A 16,312-nucleotide genomic window follows, 5' to 3' on the forward strand; every position below is an offset into this window, starting at 1 on the left:
GCCGTTGTAGCTGCCGTCGTAGCCGCGGTCACAGGCCGGCGGCGGCAAGGCTCTTTTCGCGCCGGATCACGAGGTAGATCGCCACCAGCCCCGCGAGGCCACAGCCCATCTGGAGCCAGAGCAGGGGGAAGGGCGCCTCGGCCCCCTGCAGCAGCACGCCCGCGAGGATCGAGAGCATCGCGCCGCCGCCGATCATGATCGTCCCGCCGAGGCCGGAGGCCGTGCCTGCAAGGTGCGGCCGGACCGAGAGCATCCCGGAGGTGGCATTGGGCATGGTCAGCCCGTTGCCCATGCCGACAAAGATCATCGCCCCGAAGAAGACGAAGGGCCCGCCCAGCCCGATCGCGTGCAGCAGGATCGACCCTGCAAGGCCGCAGGCCATGATGACCGAGCCCCAGATGATCAGCAGGTTCACCCCCACCTTCGCTGCCATCCGCGCGGTGGTGAAGTTGCCGACGAAGTAGCCGATGGCCGGGGCCCCGGTGAACATGCCGAAGACCGCGGGCGTCAGGTGATACATCTCGGTCCCGATGTAGGGCGCGCCGCCGAGGTAGGCGAAGAACGCCCCGGCCGAGAGCGCGGAGGCCATGCAATAGCCCCAGAACCGCGGCGAGGTCAGCAGTTCGGGGTATTCGCGGAACTGCTGGACGAGGGTCAGTCCGCTGCTTTCCTTGGTCTCCCCGAGATCGAGGTAGACCACGGTGAAGAGTCCCAGCCCCATCAGCAGCAGGGCCCAGAAACAGGCCTGCCAGCCGAAGGTCTGATCGAGGAAGCCGCCGATCATCGGCGAGAGCATCGGCACCAGCGACATGCCCATGGTGACATAGCCCAACATCGAGGCGGCCTTGTCGCGGGAGTAGATGTCGCCCACCACGGCACGGGACAGCACCAGCGAGGCGGCGATGGTGGCCTGCATCATGCGGAAGATCAGGAAGACCGTGATGTTCGGCGCCGCAAGGCAGCCCGCCGTCGCAAGGCAGAAGAGCGCGATCCCGCCAAGGGCCACCGGGCGGCGCCCAAACTTGTCCGAAAGCGGGCCGATGAAGATCTGCATCACCGCATTGGTGGCGAGGAAGAGCGCCACCGCCAGTTGCATCACGGAATACTCAGCCCCGAAATGCACCGCCATCGCGGGCAGCGACGGCAGGAAGAGGTTGATCGCCATGGCCGAGGCCCCGGCCATCAGGATCAGGGTCGAGATATGCGGCGCTGAACGCCGGTCGAGGTACCGCGATTTAGATGCGTCTGTCATGCAATTCTCGTATGGCGCGGCTGGCGTCTTGTCTATCCCCTGTAGGCGCGGGCACGGGCCGACTTTGCATCTTTGCAATTTGCAAAAGCCGCATTGCCAATGATTTGCAAATATGCCGGATTCTTCTTTGAGCGCGCGCGCTGCTCCACTATGGTCCCGGAAAATCGCACTAGAGCCATGGGGACCCATCATGAAGGATATTCTTCAGGAACTCGACGATCGCCGCAAGATTGCGCGGCTGGGTGGCGGCGAACGGCGCATCGCGGCGCAGCATGCCAAGGGCAAGCTGACCGCGCGCGAGCGGATCGAGCTGCTGCTGGATGCGGACAGTTTCGAGGAATTCGACATGTTCGTGGCCCATCGCTGCACCGACTTCGACATGGAGAAGGATCGCCCCTACGGCGACGGTGTCATCACCGGCTGGGGCACGATCAACGGCCGCATGGTCTATGTCTTCAGCCAGGATTTCACCGTCTTCGGTGGGTCGCTGTCGGAAACCCACGCCCAGAAGATCTGCAAGATCATGGATATGGCCGTGCAGAACGGCGCGCCGGTCATCGGCCTGAACGACTCGGGCGGGGCCCGCATCCAGGAAGGCGTCGCCTCGCTCGCGGGCTATGCCGAGGTCTTCCAGCGCAACGTGCTCGCCTCGGGCGTGGTGCCGCAGATTTCCGTCATCATGGGCCCCTGTGCCGGCGGCGCGGTCTATTCGCCCGCCATGACCGACTTCATCTTCATGGTGAAGGACAGCTCCTACATGTTCGTCACCGGCCCCGACGTGGTGAAGACCGTGACCAACGAGGTCGTCACCGCCGAGGAGCTGGGCGGGGCGTCGACCCACACCAAGAAATCCTCGGTCGCGGACGGCGCCTTCGAGAACGACGTCGAGGCGCTGGCCGAAGTGCGCCGCCTCGTGGACTTCCTGCCGCTCAACAACCGCGAGAAGCCGCCGGTGCGTCCCTTCTTCGATGAAGTGGACCGGATCGAGGCCAGCCTCGACACGCTGATCCCGGACAACGCCAACACCCCCTACGACATGAAGGAACTGATCCTGAAGGTCGCGGACGAGGGCGATTTCTACGAGATCCAGGAAGACTACGCCAAGAACATCATCACCGGCTTCATCCGCCTTGAAGGTCAGACGGTGGGGATCGTCGCCAACCAGCCGATGGTGCTGGCGGGCTGCCTCGACATCGACAGCTCCCGCAAGGCGGCACGCTTCGTGCGCTTCTGCGATGCCTTCGAGATCCCGATCCTGACCTTCGTCGACGTGCCGGGCTTCCTGCCGGGCACCGGTCAGGAATACGGCGGCGTCATCAAGCACGGGGCCAAGCTGCTCTTCGCCTATGGCGAGGCGACGGTGCCCAAGGTGACCGTGATCACCCGCAAGGCCTATGGCGGCGCCTATGACGTGATGGCCTCCAAACACCTGCGCGGCGATTTCAACTACGCCTGGCCCACCGCCGAGATCGCGGTGATGGGCGCCAAGGGCGCGACCGAGATCCTCTATCGCTCCGAACTGGGCGATGCCGAGAAGATCGCGCGCCGCACGCAGGACTACGAAGACCGCTTTGCCAACCCCTTCGTCGCGGCCGAGAAGGGCTTCATCGACGAGGTGATCCAGCCCCGCTCGACCCGGCGGCGCGTGGCGCGGGCCTTTGCCAGCCTGCGTGGCAAGAAGCTGCAGAACCCCTGGAAGAAACACGACAACATCCCGCTCTGATCCCATGTCCCGGACCCGTTGGCATATCCTGCGGCAGGACGGCGCGCTGACACTGGCGCGCCAACTGCCCGCGCGCTTCGACCTGCAGGCGGAAACGCGTCTGCCGGGCGGGTCGAAGACCGCGATCGCGCACCAGGTCCGGCAGGACCTGTGGCGCGCGCTGCAGCATCTGCGCGGCTTTTCGCCGGTGGTGCGGGTCGAGGATACGGGCGAGGGCCTGCGGGTCACCGCCGGCGGGCGGGTCGACGGGGCGTTCGGACGCGCCGCGGCCGAGCAGGCGGTTGCCGCGCTGCTGGCCAGCCCCGCGCATCGCGCGCGGTGGGTGCGCCACGCCGGTCGTGGACGCCGTGACGGGGAGCGGTCCGATGCTTAGGGCCGCCATGACATCTGCCGTTCTCGGAGGGGCCCTCTTTTGGGCGACGGCACCGGTCGCGGGGCAGGAGGACGCCCCGACCGTTCCCTCCGGTCTGACCCTGCATCTGCAGGAGATCAGGCTGGACGACGCCTCGGAGGGGGGCGTCGTCCGGTTCAGATACGTGGCGGACGGGCTGACCGATGCCGCCTATGACCGGGTCGAAGGCGACTTTGCCGCGCTCTGCGAGGGGCAGGTTCTGCCCTGGGCGGCGGGGCAGGGGGACCTGCCCGGACAGGCGATCATCTCGCTTGCTTCCGACGCGGTTGATTTCGGTGTTTCGGCGCCCGATGTGACGCAGTATTTCGAGGCGTTCCGCCTCGAAGAAGGCCGCTGCATCTGGGAGATGTTCTGATGACCGCACCACATATTGAGAGACCCTGCCGGGCCCCCCGGCGGGATGATGCTTTACCACCACAGGCCGCAGGCACGCTGTGTGCCGGATATGAAATTTGCCCGAACTCCGCTATGTTGTCGGAAGGTCGCGATCATGTGACCTCAAACCCGTGGTCGGGGTTCCGGGCCCCAGAGGCCGCGGACTACCCGCCCCAGCAACGAAGCAGGAGTATTGGATGTCCAAGAGCATCAAGAGCATCCTCGTTCTCGGTCTGGTCGCCGTCGCAGGCGCCTGTGCCCAGCCGGAGGAAGAATACGTCGTGGTCCAGCCCGAGCCGATCTCGATGGAACCCGTCTACACCGGCAAGTACAAGTAAGCCGCGTGTGAAGACACCGGGTCCGGCCCTGCGGCCGGACCCGATCAAGCAGGCCCGTGCGCGACTGGTTTCCGGTCTGCCGATCTCCGCCCTCCTGATGTCTGGAGGTGCAGCATGATCAAGCATCGTGGCTTCCCGGGCCGTCTGCCCGGTACGGATTTCCAGTTCACCATCCGCCGCGCCAACCCCAAGGGCGTGACCCCGATCACCAAACGGGAACGGTATCGTGACCGCAAGGCCGCCGATCGCCGTGCGGATGCAGGCTTCATGGCGGCGCTCTGGGAGCATTTCGGCGCCGAGCCTTTCGAGCGCGGCAACCTCGACGCCGGTCGCCTGTCGTGGCTCTTCGGCCGCGAGGTCGTGGCCGTGGAGGATCCCTTCGATCCCAAGAGCTACGATGCGCTGCTCGTCATCGACGAAGCCGTGGCGCGCCGGTCCTTCCCCGATGTCTTCGCGGATGACGCCGAAGACTGGGACGACGAGGAGGATGACGACTGGGGCGACGACGAAGACGGGGAGGAATAGGCGTGAATCTGCCGCTGACCCCCCTTTTCCGGCAAGGAATGGCCCACGCAGTTGCGCCCCGCATTTCAATCTTGGCGGGAGCGATTCTGACGGGCAGCATCAAGAATGCTGCAGGGCGGTTTTCCTTGTCCGATCAGGACCTGCGTCCAGCGGCGTGTCTATACCGTTACCCTTCCCCTTATGGGCGGCCCGGTTCCCCCAACAACCGGCCGCCCGCCTTTTTCCCGGACATCCCGCGCGGGTACTCCGCTCCTGCCACGTCACGTGGCGGCTTCACGCCGGTGGCCCGCCGGGCTGCGGCGGTTTCCCGCCGCGTCGTGATCAAAGCTATGGAACCGGCGGTGCGTTCGCGTGTTCTATCCCCCAGATACGCAAACATTTGGGGTGAGATACGATGCTCAAGAACAGCAAGAAATGGATCCTGGCAACCGCACTTCTGGGCGGCCTCGCAGCCTGTGGCGACACGCTCGGTGAACAAGCCGTCCTCGGCGCCGGTGTCGGCGGTGCAGGCTCGGCCGTCGCGGGTGGCAGCCTGGCAACCGGCGCCCTCGTCGGTGCTGCGGCCAACGTCGCCTACTGCAACCAGTATCCGCATCGCTGCAACTGATCGCGCTCCGGCCCCCCGGTCGGAACCCGGTCCTGCACGACAAAATCCGAACGCCATCGCGGTGCCTGCCGCGGTGGCGTTTTCGCGTCTAACGGGTGCCCGCTGGCCGGGTCTCCGGAGGGCAGGACACACCACGCCGGGCGCAGTGGCGCCGGGCCGGGACACGAACCAAGACCGGGAAGGGGCATGACATGTTCGACAAAATCCTGATCGCCAACCGGGGCGAGATCGCCTGCCGCGTCATCAAGACCGCGCGCAAGATGGGCATCAGCACCGTGGCCGTCTATTCCGACGCCGACCGCAACGCCTTGCACGTTGCCATGGCCGACGAAGCCATCCACATCGGCCCGCCCCAGGCGAACCAGTCCTATATCGTGATCGACAAGATCATGGAGGCGATCAAGAAGAGCGGCGCGCAGGCGGTGCACCCGGGCTACGGCTTCCTGTCGGAGAACCCCAAGTTCGCGCAGGCGCTGGAGGCCGCGGGCGTGGCCTTCGTGGGCCCGCCGGTCAAGGCCATCGAGGCCATGGGCGACAAGATCACCTCGAAGAAGATCGCGCAGGAGGCCGGTGTCTCCACCGTGCCCGGCTACATGGGGCTGATCGAGGACGCCGAGGAGGCGGTGAAGATCTCCGGCGAGATCGGCTATCCGGTGATGATCAAGGCCTCCGCCGGCGGCGGGGGCAAGGGCATGCGGATCGCGTGGAACGACACCGAGGCACGCGAAGGCTTCCAGTCCTCCAAGAACGAGGCCGCGAACTCCTTCGGCGATGACCGGATCTTCATCGAGAAGTTCGTCACCCAGCCGCGCCACATCGAGATCCAGGTGCTCTGCGACAGCCACGGCAACGGCATCTACCTGGGCGAGCGGGAATGCTCGATCCAGCGCCGGAACCAGAAGGTCGTCGAAGAGGCACCCTCTCCCTTCCTCGACGAGGAGACCCGCAAGGCGATGGGCGAACAGGCCGTCGCACTGGCCAAGGCCGTGGGCTATGCCTCTGCCGGGACGGTCGAATTCATCGTCGACGGGTCCAAGAACTTCTACTTCCTCGAGATGAACACCCGCCTTCAGGTGGAACACCCCGTGACCGAGCTGATCACCGGTGTCGACCTTGTCGAGCAGATGATCCGCGTCGCGGGCGGCGAGCCGCTGACCATCACGCAGGACGACGTCACCCTGACCGGCTGGGCGATCGAGAACCGGCTCTATGCCGAGGACCCTTATCGCAACTTCCTGCCCTCCATCGGTCGCCTGACCCGCTACCGTCCGCCCGAGGAGCAGGCCGCCGGCCCGCTCCTGGTGAACGGCAAGTGGCAGGGCGATGCGCCCGCGGGCGACACGGCCGTGCGCAATGACACCGGCGTCTACGAGGGCGGCGAGATCTCAATGTACTACGACCCGATGATCGCCAAGCTCTGCACCTGGGCGCCGACCCGCGAGGCGGCGATCGAGGCGATGCGCATCGCGCTCGATCGGTTCGAGGTCGAGGGCATCGGGCACAACCTGCCGTTCCTCGCCGCCGTGATGGACCATCCGAAGTTCGTCTCCGGCGACATGACCACGGCCTTCATCGCCGAGGAATACCCCGAGGGCTTTGACGGCGTGACCCTACCGGAGGCCGAGCTGAAGCGCGTGGCCGCCGCCTGTGCCGCGATGAACCGCGTGGCCGAGATCCGCAAGACCCGCATCTCGGGCCGGATGGGCAACCACGAGCGTCAGGTGGGCGACGACTGGAACGTCGCGCTTCAGGGCGCCAGCTTCGACGTGAAGGTCGATGCCTCGCCCGACGGCGCGACGGTGACCTTCGACGACGGCACCGCGCTGCGGGTGGCCGGCGACTGGACCCCGGGCGACCAGCTGGCCGAGATGACGGTCGAAGGCGCGCCGCTGGTGATGAAGGTCTCCTACATCTCGGGCGGGTTCGCGGTGCGGATGCGCGGGGCCGACATGAAGGTCCACGTGCGCACGCCGCGTCAGGCCGAACTGGCCCGGCTGATGCCCGAGAAGCTGCCGCCCGACACCTCCAAGATGCTGCTCTGCCCGATGCCGGGCCTCGTCGTGAAGATCGACGTGGAAGAGGGGCAGGAGGTGCAGGAAGGCCAGCCGCTCTGCACCATCGAGGCGATGAAGATGGAGAACATCCTGCGCGCCGAGAAGAAGGCCGTGGTGACCAAGATCAACGCGGCTGCGGGCGCAAGCCTCGCGGTCGACGACGTGATCATGGAATTCGAGTGATCTTCGGGGCCGTCATACCGCCTGCGGGGCCCTGTGCCCCGTGGGCCGGACGGCCCGGAATGGCCGGTCCTGAACTGGCTTGTCCTGAACTGGCTGGCCCTGAACTCGCGGGTCCGGGGGCGCTGCAATCCTATTGCAGCAGCCGCCGTTCCTGCAGTTCCTGCCGCCGCAGCGGCGTCTTGTCGATGGTGGCGGACAGCTCGCGCACGGTCAGCGGCTGCGGCTTGCGCAGCGTGACCTGCCCGTTCTTGTCGATCAGCACCACGTTGAACCCGCGCGGGCGCAGCTTGCGCCGCAGCGGGCCGCTGGCGGCGGGATCGGTATCGGTCAGCACGATGACATCGCGGTCCAGCAGTTCGGCCGGGCGCTCTTGGAGGTTCTCGATCTGGCGCCGGTACTGCGGGTCATTGGGCGTGTCGGCAAAGACCACCACGGGGCGTTTTTCCCAGAGGAAGCTGTCGAGGTCCGGTGTCTCGCCGGTCCAGAACACGCTCTCTTCCACTGGGGTTTCCACGGGCGCGTCCGGCGCCGCCGCGTCGGGAACGCTGGTCGCCTGCTGCGCGGCGGCACCGAGCGGCGCAAGCACGAGCAACAGGGCGCTTAGGCATGTCTTCACTGATGTCATGGCCCCTCCTGTCCGTCCGGATATAAGCGCAGACCACGAAAATACTACGAAAATCCTTTGTGACATTGCGACAAATCCGCAGGTTAAGCCTCTTCTCACGTCTCCCCGCGCAGGGTTGCGGGGACGGACCGTCGCCCTCCGGGCGCGGCAGCAGAAGGGGCGCAGAGGAATGGAGATCATCCTGCACGCGGGGGCGCATCGCACCGCTTCCACCACGTTTCAGGCCTATCTGGCAGGCAATGCCGCGCAGCTGGCGGGCCATGGCATCGGTGTCTGGGGCCCGCCGCGGACCCGGCGCGGGCTGCTGGCGGGTGTCAACGGCGGGCCGGGGGCCGCGCGGGCGCGGGGGCGGATCGCCCTCAACCTCGAGGCTGCGCGGCGTGATGGTGTCCGGTGGCTGATCGTCTCCGACGAGAACATGCTGGGCGCGCCCCGCGCCAACCTGCGCGAGGCCACGCTCTACCGTGACGCGGGCGAGCGGATCGCGCGCCACGTCGCTGCCTTCGGGTGCCGGCCCCGGCGTATCGCGCTGTCGATCCGGGCGCAGGCGCCGTACTGGGAATCCTGCCTCGCCTTCGCGGTGATGCGGGGCCACCGCCTGCCCGACGCCGCCCTGCTGGACCGGCTGGTAACCCAGCCGCGCGGCTGGCGCGCGGTGATCACGGATATCGCGGTGGCGGCTGGCGGGGCCGAGGTACTGGTGCTGCCGCATGAGACCTATGCCGGGCTGCCGGAAACACGCCTGTGGCACATGGCATGCCATGCCGTGCTGCCGCCGCTGACCCATGCGCGGGAGTGGCTGCACCGCCGCCCCGACCTGCCCGCCCTGCGCGGCGCGCTGAGGGATCGCGGTGCCGATCCGGCGCGGCTGCCCGGGGGGCAGGGGCCTTGGCGGCTCTTCGACGACAGCCAGCGGGCGGCGCTGGAGGCCGCCTACAGGCAGGATCTCGACTGGTTGCGCGCCGGGGCCGACGGCCTTGCGCGGCTGGTGCAGGAGGATTGGGCCGGGACATTCCTGGTCAGACAGAAGGAGGCGCGGCAGGCGGGGACAACATCCGCCGCGCGGCGAGAGACAAGAGGACAAGCACATGGCACAGACGAAGGACGCGTGGCGTAACCTGGCCGAGAAGGAGCTGAAGGGCAAAAGCCCCGACAGCCTCGTCTGGGACACGCTGGAAGGAATTCCGGTTCAGCCGATCTATACCGCCGAGGACACGGCCGAGCTGCCGCACATGGGCACGATGCCGGGCTTCGGCCCCTTCACCCGCGGGGTGAAGGCGACGATGTACGCGGGCCGGCCCTGGACGATCCGGCAATATGCGGGCTTCTCCACGGCGGAGGAATCGAACGCCTTCTACCGCCGCAACCTCGCCGCCGGTCAGCAGGGCGTCTCGGTCGCCTTCGACCTCGCGACGCACCGCGGCTATGACAGCGACCACCCCCGCGTGGTGGGCGACGTGGGCAAGGCCGGCGTGGCGATCGACAGTGTCGAGGACATGAAGATCCTCTTCGACGGCATCCCGCTCGATCAGGTCTCGGTCTCGATGACCATGAACGGCGCGGTGATCCCGATCCTGGCCTCCTTCATCGTCACCGGTGAGGAGCAGGGCCACGACAAGGCGCTGCTGGCGGGCACGATCCAGAACGACATCCTCAAGGAGTTCATGGTCCGCAACACCTACATCTATCCGCCCGAACCCTCGATGCGGATCATCTCGGACATCATCGAGTACACCTCGAACGAGATGCCCAGGTTCAACTCGATCTCGATTTCCGGCTACCACATGCAGGAAGCGGGCGCGAACCTCGTGCAGGAGCTGGCCTATACGCTGGCGGACGGGCGCGAATACGTGAAGGCCGCGATCGAGGCCGGCATGGACGTGGACAAGTTCGCGGGCCGGCTGTCATTCTTCTTCGCCATCGGCATGAACTTCTTCATGGAGGCCGCCAAGCTGCGCGCGGCACGGACGCTCTGGCACCGCGTCATGACGGAGTTCGACGCCAAGTCCGAACGCTCCAAGATGCTGCGCACCCACTGCCAGACCTCGGGCGTGAGCTTGCAGGAGCAGGACCCCTACAACAACGTCATCCGCACGGCGTACGAGGCGCTGTCGGCGGTCCTCGGTGGCACCCAGTCGCTGCACACCAACGCGCTGGACGAGGCCATCGCCCTGCCGACGGACTTCTCGGCCCGGATCGCGCGGAATACCCAGCTCATCCTGCAGGAAGAGACCGGGATCACCAACGTGGTGGATCCGCTGGCAGGCTCCTACTACGTCGAGAGCCTGACCGCCGAGCTGATCGAGAAGGCCTGGGCCCTCATGCAGGAGGTCGAGGAGATGGGCGGCATGACCAAGGCCGTGGCCTCGGGCATGCCCAAGCTGCGGATCGAGGAGACCGCGGCGACCCGGCAGGCGATGATCGACCGGGGACAGGAGGTGATCGTCGGGGTCAACAAGTACCGTAAGGACAAGGAAGACCCGATCGACATCCTCGACGTGGACAACGTGAAGGTCCGCGAAAGCCAGATCGCCCGGCTGACCTCGATCCGCGACACCCGCGATCAGGCGGCCTGCGATGCGGCGCTGGACGAGTTGACGCGCCGCGCGCGCGAGGGAGGCAACCTGCTGGAGGCCGCGGTCGAAGCCGCGCGCGCCCGCGCCACCGTTGGAGAGATCAGCATGGCGATGGAGAAGGAATTCGGACGTCACCGGGCCGAGGTGAAGACCCTCGCCGGGGTTTACGGGGCCGCCTACGAGGGCGACGAGGGCTTTGCCGCGATCCAGAAGGCGGTCGAGGACTTCGCCGAGGTCGAAGGCCGCCGCCCGCGGATGCTGGTGGTGAAGATGGGGCAGGACGGCCACGACCGAGGGGCCAAGGTCATCGCCACGGCCTTTGCCGACATCGGTTTCGACGTGGACGTGGGCCCGCTGTTCCAGACCCCGGACGAGGCCGCGCAGGATGCCATCGACAACGACGTGCACGTGGTCGGCATCTCGTCGCAGGCGGCTGGCCACAAGACGCTGGCTCCGCAGCTGATTGCCGCGCTGAAGGAGAAGGGCGCCGAGGATATCCTCGTGATCTGCGGTGGGGTGATCCCGCAGCAGGATTACGACTTCCTCAAGAAAGCCGGCGTGAAGGCGATCTTCGGCCCCGGCACCAACATCCCGCAGGCGGCGCAGGACATCCTGAAGCTGATCCGCGAAGCCCGCGGCTGAGCCTCGCCCGGCAGGGCCACCCCAGTGGCGGCCCTGTCCGGAAAATGCGCATTTTCCGGTCCGTTTTCTTCGAAGAAAACGGGTAGGACCGGGAGGAAGACGCCTTGCAATGGCGACGGGACAAGAGAAGGGCGGCCTGCGCGAGACGCGGGCCGCCCTTTGACGTGACAGGTCGTTGCCGACTGGCTGCGATGACCGGCTGCTGTGACAGGCTGCCATAACCGGGGGATGGGGCTCCGATCCCGGTCGCGGTTCGCTCAGGTCAGCCGGTGCAGGAAGCCCGCGAGGTCATCGGTGTGGAAGTGGATATGTTCCGCCTCCATCGGCTCCTCTGCGACATAGACGGTGCGCATCCCCAGCCCGTGGGGCACGGCGAGGTTGCGGGGGTCGTCCTCGAACATCGCCGCCGTCTCGGTCTGGACCCCGTCCAGCTCGAAGACCTTGGCAAAGGCGCCGGCCTCGGGCTTGGGCAGGAAATCGGCATGTTCCACGCCGTAGACCGCATCGAAAAGCCCGTTCAGCCCGCGGGCCGCGATGACCCGCTCGGCATAGGGCGCGCAGCCGTTGGTGTAGACGATCTTGCGGCCGGGCAGGGCGCGGATGCCCTCGGCCAGCTGCACGTCCACCTCGAGGTGGCTCATGTCGATCTCGTGCACATGGGTCAGGTAGGGCCCGGGGTCCACGTCATGCAGGCGCATCAGCCCGGCCAGCGTGGTGCCGTGCTCGCGCCAGTAGAGCTTGCGCAGGCGGTCGGCCTCGGCGGCATCGACCTTCAGCGCGTCCATCACGTATTGCGTCATCCGCGCCGATATCTGGTCAAAGAGCCGGGCGGCGGGGGGATAGAGCGTGTTGTCGAGGTCGAAAACCCAGGTCGTGACGTGGGTGAATGCATCTTTTGCCATGGGCCGGACCATACGCCCGGGCGCGGGGCTGGACAAGCTGTCGCCTTGCCCCTGACGCGGCGGCGCACTAACGTGCCCCGATGGACGGAACGATCAGAGAGAAACGCCCCATGAAGCCGGCTCAGAAGGATGCCTATACGCTCATCCTCGAGGCGATCGACGTGGGGCTCTACCGCCCGGGCGACCGGCTGGTGGAAAGCGAGCTGGCAGAGCGTTTCGGCGTGTCGCGCACGCCGATCCGCGAGGCGTTGCAACGGCTTGAGACCCAGTCGCTGCTGACCCGGGACGGGCGTTCGCTGATCGTGGCCTCGCTGGATCATTCGCAGCTGGCCGAGCTCTATGCCGTGCGGGCCGAGCTCGAGGGGCTGGCCGCCGGTCTCGCCGCGCGCCATGCCTCGCCCGAGGAGATCCGCGTGCTCTTCGACATGGTCGACGAGGACCGCACCCTGATCGGCGATCCCAAGGCGCTGTCGCGGGCCAACAAGCGGTTCCACAAGCAGCTGCACCTCGCCTCGCACAATCGCTACCTCGTGCAGCAGCTCGACCTCGTGCACCGGACCATGGCCCTGCTGGCGACAACTTCGCTGGCCGCCGAGGGGCGCGATGCCACCGCTCTGGCGGAGCATGAGGCCATCGTGCAGGCGATCTCGGAGCGGGACGAGGCCAAGGCCTCCGCCGCGCTGCGCGATCACATCTCCAAGGCCTTCATCACCCGTCTGAAGATCGACAGCGGCGAGATCGGGACGACCGGAAACTGAGCGCCGGGCGCGGCGCGGAATGGCCGTGCTGGGTCTTGTCCCAGTAGAAGGGCATGACCACCAGTTCGAAGAGCGCCTTGTAGGCCGCGAGACATCCCAGCGGGAAATAGAGCATCAGGCTGGGCACCCACGGGGCCAGGTGCCGGTGGGCCGGGCCCGAGACGGCGATCAGGCTGACGAGGGCAAAGAAGGCCTCGAACGTGAAGAAGCTGTAGACGAAGACCTGAAAGAGACCCTCGTCCGTCATACGTTGCAGAGGATGTGACAGGCCGAAGGGGATGAACCACATGCACCAGAACACCGGCGCCAGGAGGAATTGGGACAGCGCGCTGACGAAGTGCGCGTTGAATCCAAGGAACGGCCAAGTCCCCAGTTCGCGGTGGAGCCGCGCCGGTTGGCGCATGTGGACGAGATAGGTCACCATGTAGCCCTTGAGCCATCGTGAGCGCTGCTTGATCCAGCGGATCGGGAAGCAGTTTGCCTCTTCCCGCGTGGTGCTCTGCAGGATCTCGGTTTTGTAGCCACGTCGGTACAGCCGGTACCCGAGGTCTGCATCCTCGGTCACGTTATGCGCATCCCACGCGCCGATCTCCTCCAACACCTGCCTGCGGATGAAAAGCGTCGTCCCCCCGAGGGGGAGACCAAGGCCCAGCCTCGCGAAGCCGGGCAGGATCAGCCGGAACCACGTCGCATATTCGATGGTAAAGCAGCGCGCCATCCAGTTCTGGCGCGGGTTGTAGTAGTCGAGCGCCCCCTGCAGGCAGGCAACCTGCGGCGCGGCGGCCTGAAAGTGCAGGGCGACTTTCATCAACTGATCTGGGTCGGGGGCATCTTCTGCGTCGTAGATGCCGATGATCTCGCCCTCGCAGAAGTCGAGAGCATAGTTCATGGCGCGCGGTTTCGTCTGGGGCGATCCGCGCGGCACCACGACCTGCCGGAACCACGGTGGCAGGGCGGTCCGTGCCGCGGTCTCGCGGGTGAGGGTATCATCTTCCTCGAGAACAAGTACGATCTCGAGCAGTCCGCGGGGGTAGTCGAGTTTCTGAAGCCGAATGAGAAGGGTCTCCGCGATCATGGCCTCCCGGAACAGCGGCACGAGGATCGAGATCATCGGCAGTTTCGCATCTTGCGGAACCGCTGTTAACGCGGGATCGCAGTTGAGCAGCGGGTCGTCCGGGGCGCGCCGTGCCGCGATGGCCCAGGCGATCAGAGCCGAGGCCCGCAGCCCGGCGGCCAGCACCAGCGTGAAGAGCGCCCAGACTGTGAGTGCGGTGAAGAGCGCCCCAGGCAGGATGCCGAGGCCCGCCAGCAGCACTGCGGGCATTCCGATGGCATAGAACTTGCGGCGACGGCCCTTGTCCTGCCATGTCCGGCAACTCAACTCGGCTGGCGTGCGGGTGCTCATGGCGTCGGTCAGTGCCCCGCGATGGTGCCTGGACAGGGCCTCCCGTATCGCCTGCCGCGCCCCGATGCGCAGCGGCAGGCTGCGGCAACTGGCGGGCAGGTCGCAGCCCATGCGAAGCAAGCGGTCGGGGTCTGGCGTGACGAGGACGAGCGCGCCTTCGGTTTCCAGATACGGCATGAAACAGTGTTTGAGGCATAATCGGACCGGCAGTTCCGGCAGGTCCGTCACGCAGCCCGAGTCCGGTCGCCAGAGCGTTAGCCCGTAGTGCGCCGCGGTGATCTCAAGCAGCTTGGTTTCGGGGAGGGCGGTCTCGCGCAGTAGCAATGTCTGGAAATCGGACCTCTGCCATGTCAGCTTCTGGCGGACACGGATCACGTCGGAGGCCGTGAGCCCGCCCTCAGTGATCAGGCGCCGGCTGAACGAATGCAGCTGCGCAGCGCCGCGACCTGTCTCTATCAGCTTTAATTCGGTCGGTGCCATGACCCGTCTCCGCAGATGAACCGCAGAGGATCAGGCGCTGTCTTGGCTAATTAAACGCAAACGGATGGTAAAGGAGGCCTTAATGGCCGATCCGGGTCAGAGGTCCGAGGGAGCGTCCTGTACCGCGCGTGGAGGCCGAACGCGAAGAAGCCCCCAAATATGGGGGCTTCTGGTTAACGCGCGCCCGGCAGCATTGGGCGAAAATCTGGGCGAAATTCGAGGTCAGCTGACCTTCGCGTTGTCCATCGAGGCGGCGAACCGCTCGAACAGGTAGAAGCTGTCCTGCGGGCCCGGGCTGGCCTCGGGGTGGTACTGCACCGAGAAGACCGGCCGGTCGGTCATGCGAATGCCGCAGTTGGAGCCGTCGAAGAGCGAGACATGGGTCTCTTTCAGCCCCTCGGGCAGGGTCTGGCTGTCGACCGCGAAGCCGTGGTTCATCGAGGTGATCTCGACCTTGCCGGTTTCGAGGTCCTTCACCGGGTGGTTCGCCCCGTGGTGGCCGTGGTTCATCTTGACCGTCTTGGCACCGAGCGCGAGGGCCAGCATCTGGTGGCCGAGGCAGATGCCGAAGACGGGGATCTGGGTCTTGGCCATCACGTCCTGGATCATAGGCACGGCGTAGACGCCGGTCGCGGCGGGGTCACCGGGGCCGTTCGACAGGAAGAGCCCGTCGGGATTGTGGGCCAGCACGTCCTCGGCGGTCGCGGTGGCGGGCAGCACGGTCACGTCGCAGCCGGCGGAGGCGAGGCAGCGCAGGATGTTGCGCTTGGCGCCGTAGTCGATGGCGACGACCTTGTGGCGCGGGGCCTCCTGCTTGCCGAAGCCGTCGGGCCAGGCCCAGCGGGTCTCGTCCCAGCGGTAGGACTGGGCACAGGTGACCTCCTTGGCGAGGTCCATGCCTTCGAGGCCGGCGAAGCCCCGGGCGCGGGCCACGAGGCCGGCGATGTCGAAGTTGCCTTCGGGATCATGGGCGAGGGCGGCATGGGGCGCGCCCTGCTGGCGGATCGCCCGGGTCAGGCGGCGGGTGTCGATGGACCCGATGGCGATCCGGCCGCGGCTGGCGAGCCAGTCGCTCAGGCGTTCGGCGGCGCGCCAGTTCGACGGCTCGGTCGGGTCCCATTTCACCACCATGCCCGCGGCCACCGGATCGGCGGTCTCGTCATCCTCGGCGTTGACGCCGACGTTGCCGATGTGCGGGAAGGTGAAGGTCACGATCTGCCCGGCATAGGAGGGATCGGTCATGATCTCCTGATAGCCGGTCATAGCGGTGTTGAAGCAGAGCTCGGCCTGGGTCTCTCCGGTCGCGCCGAAGCCCTTGCCGTAAAAGATGGTCCCGTCCGCCAGTGCGAGGCAGGCAGTCGGCTTCTTTCCATAAGTATGGGGCATGGAGATTCTCCGGCGATGGTGAGGGGCGGCAAATTGGCGCGAAACTATGCAACAGTGCCCGGAGGGTCA

General features: G+C 66.5%; 15 protein-coding genes. 10 read left to right on the top strand and 5 right to left on the bottom strand.

The window, feature by feature from the left end:
* Positions 1–28 precede the first annotated feature (28 nt).
* On the bottom strand, positions 29–1,252 hold the full coding sequence (locus ACX9MO_RS11005; RefSeq protein WP_222493588.1) for a multidrug effflux MFS transporter: 1,224 nt from the start codon (positions 1,250–1,252) through the stop codon (positions 29–31).
* Between the two features lie 190 nt (positions 1,253–1,442).
* Here ACX9MO_RS11005 and ACX9MO_RS11010 point away from each other — a divergent pair, with 190 nt between their 5' ends.
* The 7 genes from ACX9MO_RS11010 (at position 1,443) to ACX9MO_RS11040 (ending at position 7,469) form a co-directional block, all read left to right on the top strand.
* The gene (locus tag ACX9MO_RS11010) at positions 1,443–2,975 is read left to right on the top strand and encodes an acyl-CoA carboxylase subunit beta (protein WP_222493586.1); all 1,533 of its coding nucleotides are present in this window, start codon (positions 1,443–1,445) and stop codon (positions 2,973–2,975) included.
* Between the two features lie 4 nt (positions 2,976–2,979).
* Positions 2,980–3,348 (top strand): hypothetical protein, encoded by a 369-nt coding sequence (locus ACX9MO_RS11015; RefSeq protein ID WP_222493584.1) that lies wholly within the window; start codon positions 2,980–2,982, stop codon positions 3,346–3,348.
* A 7-nt stretch (positions 3,349–3,355) separates the two neighbouring features.
* Positions 3,356–3,742 carry a DUF6497 family protein gene (locus ACX9MO_RS11020; protein WP_462211868.1) on the top strand — a complete coding sequence of 129 codons (387 nt, stop codon included), beginning with the start codon at positions 3,356–3,358 and terminating at the stop codon, positions 3,740–3,742.
* Between the two features lie 217 nt (positions 3,743–3,959).
* Positions 3,960–4,100 carry a hypothetical protein gene (locus ACX9MO_RS11025; protein ID WP_222493580.1) on the top strand — a complete coding sequence of 47 codons (141 nt, stop codon included), beginning with the start codon at positions 3,960–3,962 and terminating at the stop codon, positions 4,098–4,100.
* Between the two features lie 114 nt (positions 4,101–4,214).
* Entirely contained in the window at positions 4,215–4,625 is a 411-nt protein-coding gene (locus ACX9MO_RS11030) for a hypothetical protein (RefSeq protein ID WP_462211869.1), read from the top strand.
* A gap of 394 nt (positions 4,626–5,019) precedes the next feature.
* Positions 5,020–5,232, top strand: a complete 213-nt coding sequence (locus ACX9MO_RS11035) for a hypothetical protein (RefSeq protein WP_222493577.1) — start codon at positions 5,020–5,022, stop codon at positions 5,230–5,232.
* A gap of 191 nt (positions 5,233–5,423) precedes the next feature.
* The gene (locus ACX9MO_RS11040) at positions 5,424–7,469 is read left to right on the top strand and encodes an acetyl-CoA carboxylase biotin carboxylase subunit (RefSeq protein ID WP_462211870.1); all 2,046 of its coding nucleotides are present in this window, start codon (positions 5,424–5,426) and stop codon (positions 7,467–7,469) included.
* Positions 7,470–7,599: 130 nt separating this feature from the next.
* On the opposite strand, the gene ACX9MO_RS11045 is transcribed toward ACX9MO_RS11040, so the two are convergent.
* A complete protein-coding gene (locus ACX9MO_RS11045; protein ID WP_222493573.1) occupies positions 7,600–8,094 on the bottom strand; it encodes a DUF4174 domain-containing protein in 495 nt (164 codons plus the stop codon).
* A 169-nt stretch (positions 8,095–8,263) separates the two neighbouring features.
* Here ACX9MO_RS11045 and ACX9MO_RS11050 point away from each other — a divergent pair, with 169 nt between their 5' ends.
* On the top strand, positions 8,264–9,211 hold the full coding sequence (locus ACX9MO_RS11050) for a hypothetical protein (protein WP_462211871.1): 948 nt from the start codon (positions 8,264–8,266) through the stop codon (positions 9,209–9,211).
* Entirely contained in the window at positions 9,183–11,312 is a 2,130-nt protein-coding gene (scpA, locus tag ACX9MO_RS11055; protein ID WP_222493569.1) for a methylmalonyl-CoA mutase, read from the top strand. The genes ACX9MO_RS11050 and scpA overlap by 29 nt, the downstream gene beginning before the upstream one ends.
* 257 nt (positions 11,313–11,569) lie before the next feature.
* Here the strand turns inward: scpA and ACX9MO_RS11060 are convergent, their stop codons facing one another.
* Positions 11,570–12,214 carry a pyrimidine 5'-nucleotidase gene (locus ACX9MO_RS11060; RefSeq protein ID WP_222493557.1) on the bottom strand — a complete coding sequence of 215 codons (645 nt, stop codon included), beginning with the start codon at positions 12,212–12,214 and terminating at the stop codon, positions 11,570–11,572.
* Positions 12,215–12,324: 110 nt separating this feature from the next.
* Here ACX9MO_RS11060 and ACX9MO_RS11065 point away from each other — a divergent pair, with 110 nt between their 5' ends.
* Positions 12,325–12,972 carry a GntR family transcriptional regulator gene (locus tag ACX9MO_RS11065; protein ID WP_462211872.1) on the top strand — a complete coding sequence of 216 codons (648 nt, stop codon included), beginning with the start codon at positions 12,325–12,327 and terminating at the stop codon, positions 12,970–12,972.
* On the opposite strand, the gene ACX9MO_RS11070 is transcribed toward ACX9MO_RS11065, so the two are convergent.
* Together ACX9MO_RS11070 and carA are read right to left on the bottom strand one after the other, a co-directional pair.
* Entirely contained in the window at positions 12,923–14,857 is a 1,935-nt protein-coding gene (locus tag ACX9MO_RS11070; protein ID WP_462211873.1) for a glycosyltransferase family 2 protein, read from the bottom strand. The two genes, ACX9MO_RS11065 and ACX9MO_RS11070, sit on opposite strands and share 50 nt — an antisense overlap.
* 222 nt (positions 14,858–15,079) lie before the next feature.
* Positions 15,080–16,243, bottom strand: coding sequence for a glutamine-hydrolyzing carbamoyl-phosphate synthase small subunit (gene carA, locus ACX9MO_RS11075; RefSeq protein WP_222493554.1), 1,164 nt, complete (start codon positions 16,241–16,243; stop codon positions 15,080–15,082).
* Positions 16,244–16,312: the final 69 nt, after the last annotated feature.

It is taken from the genome of Pseudooceanicola profundus, from assembly GCF_054919315.1.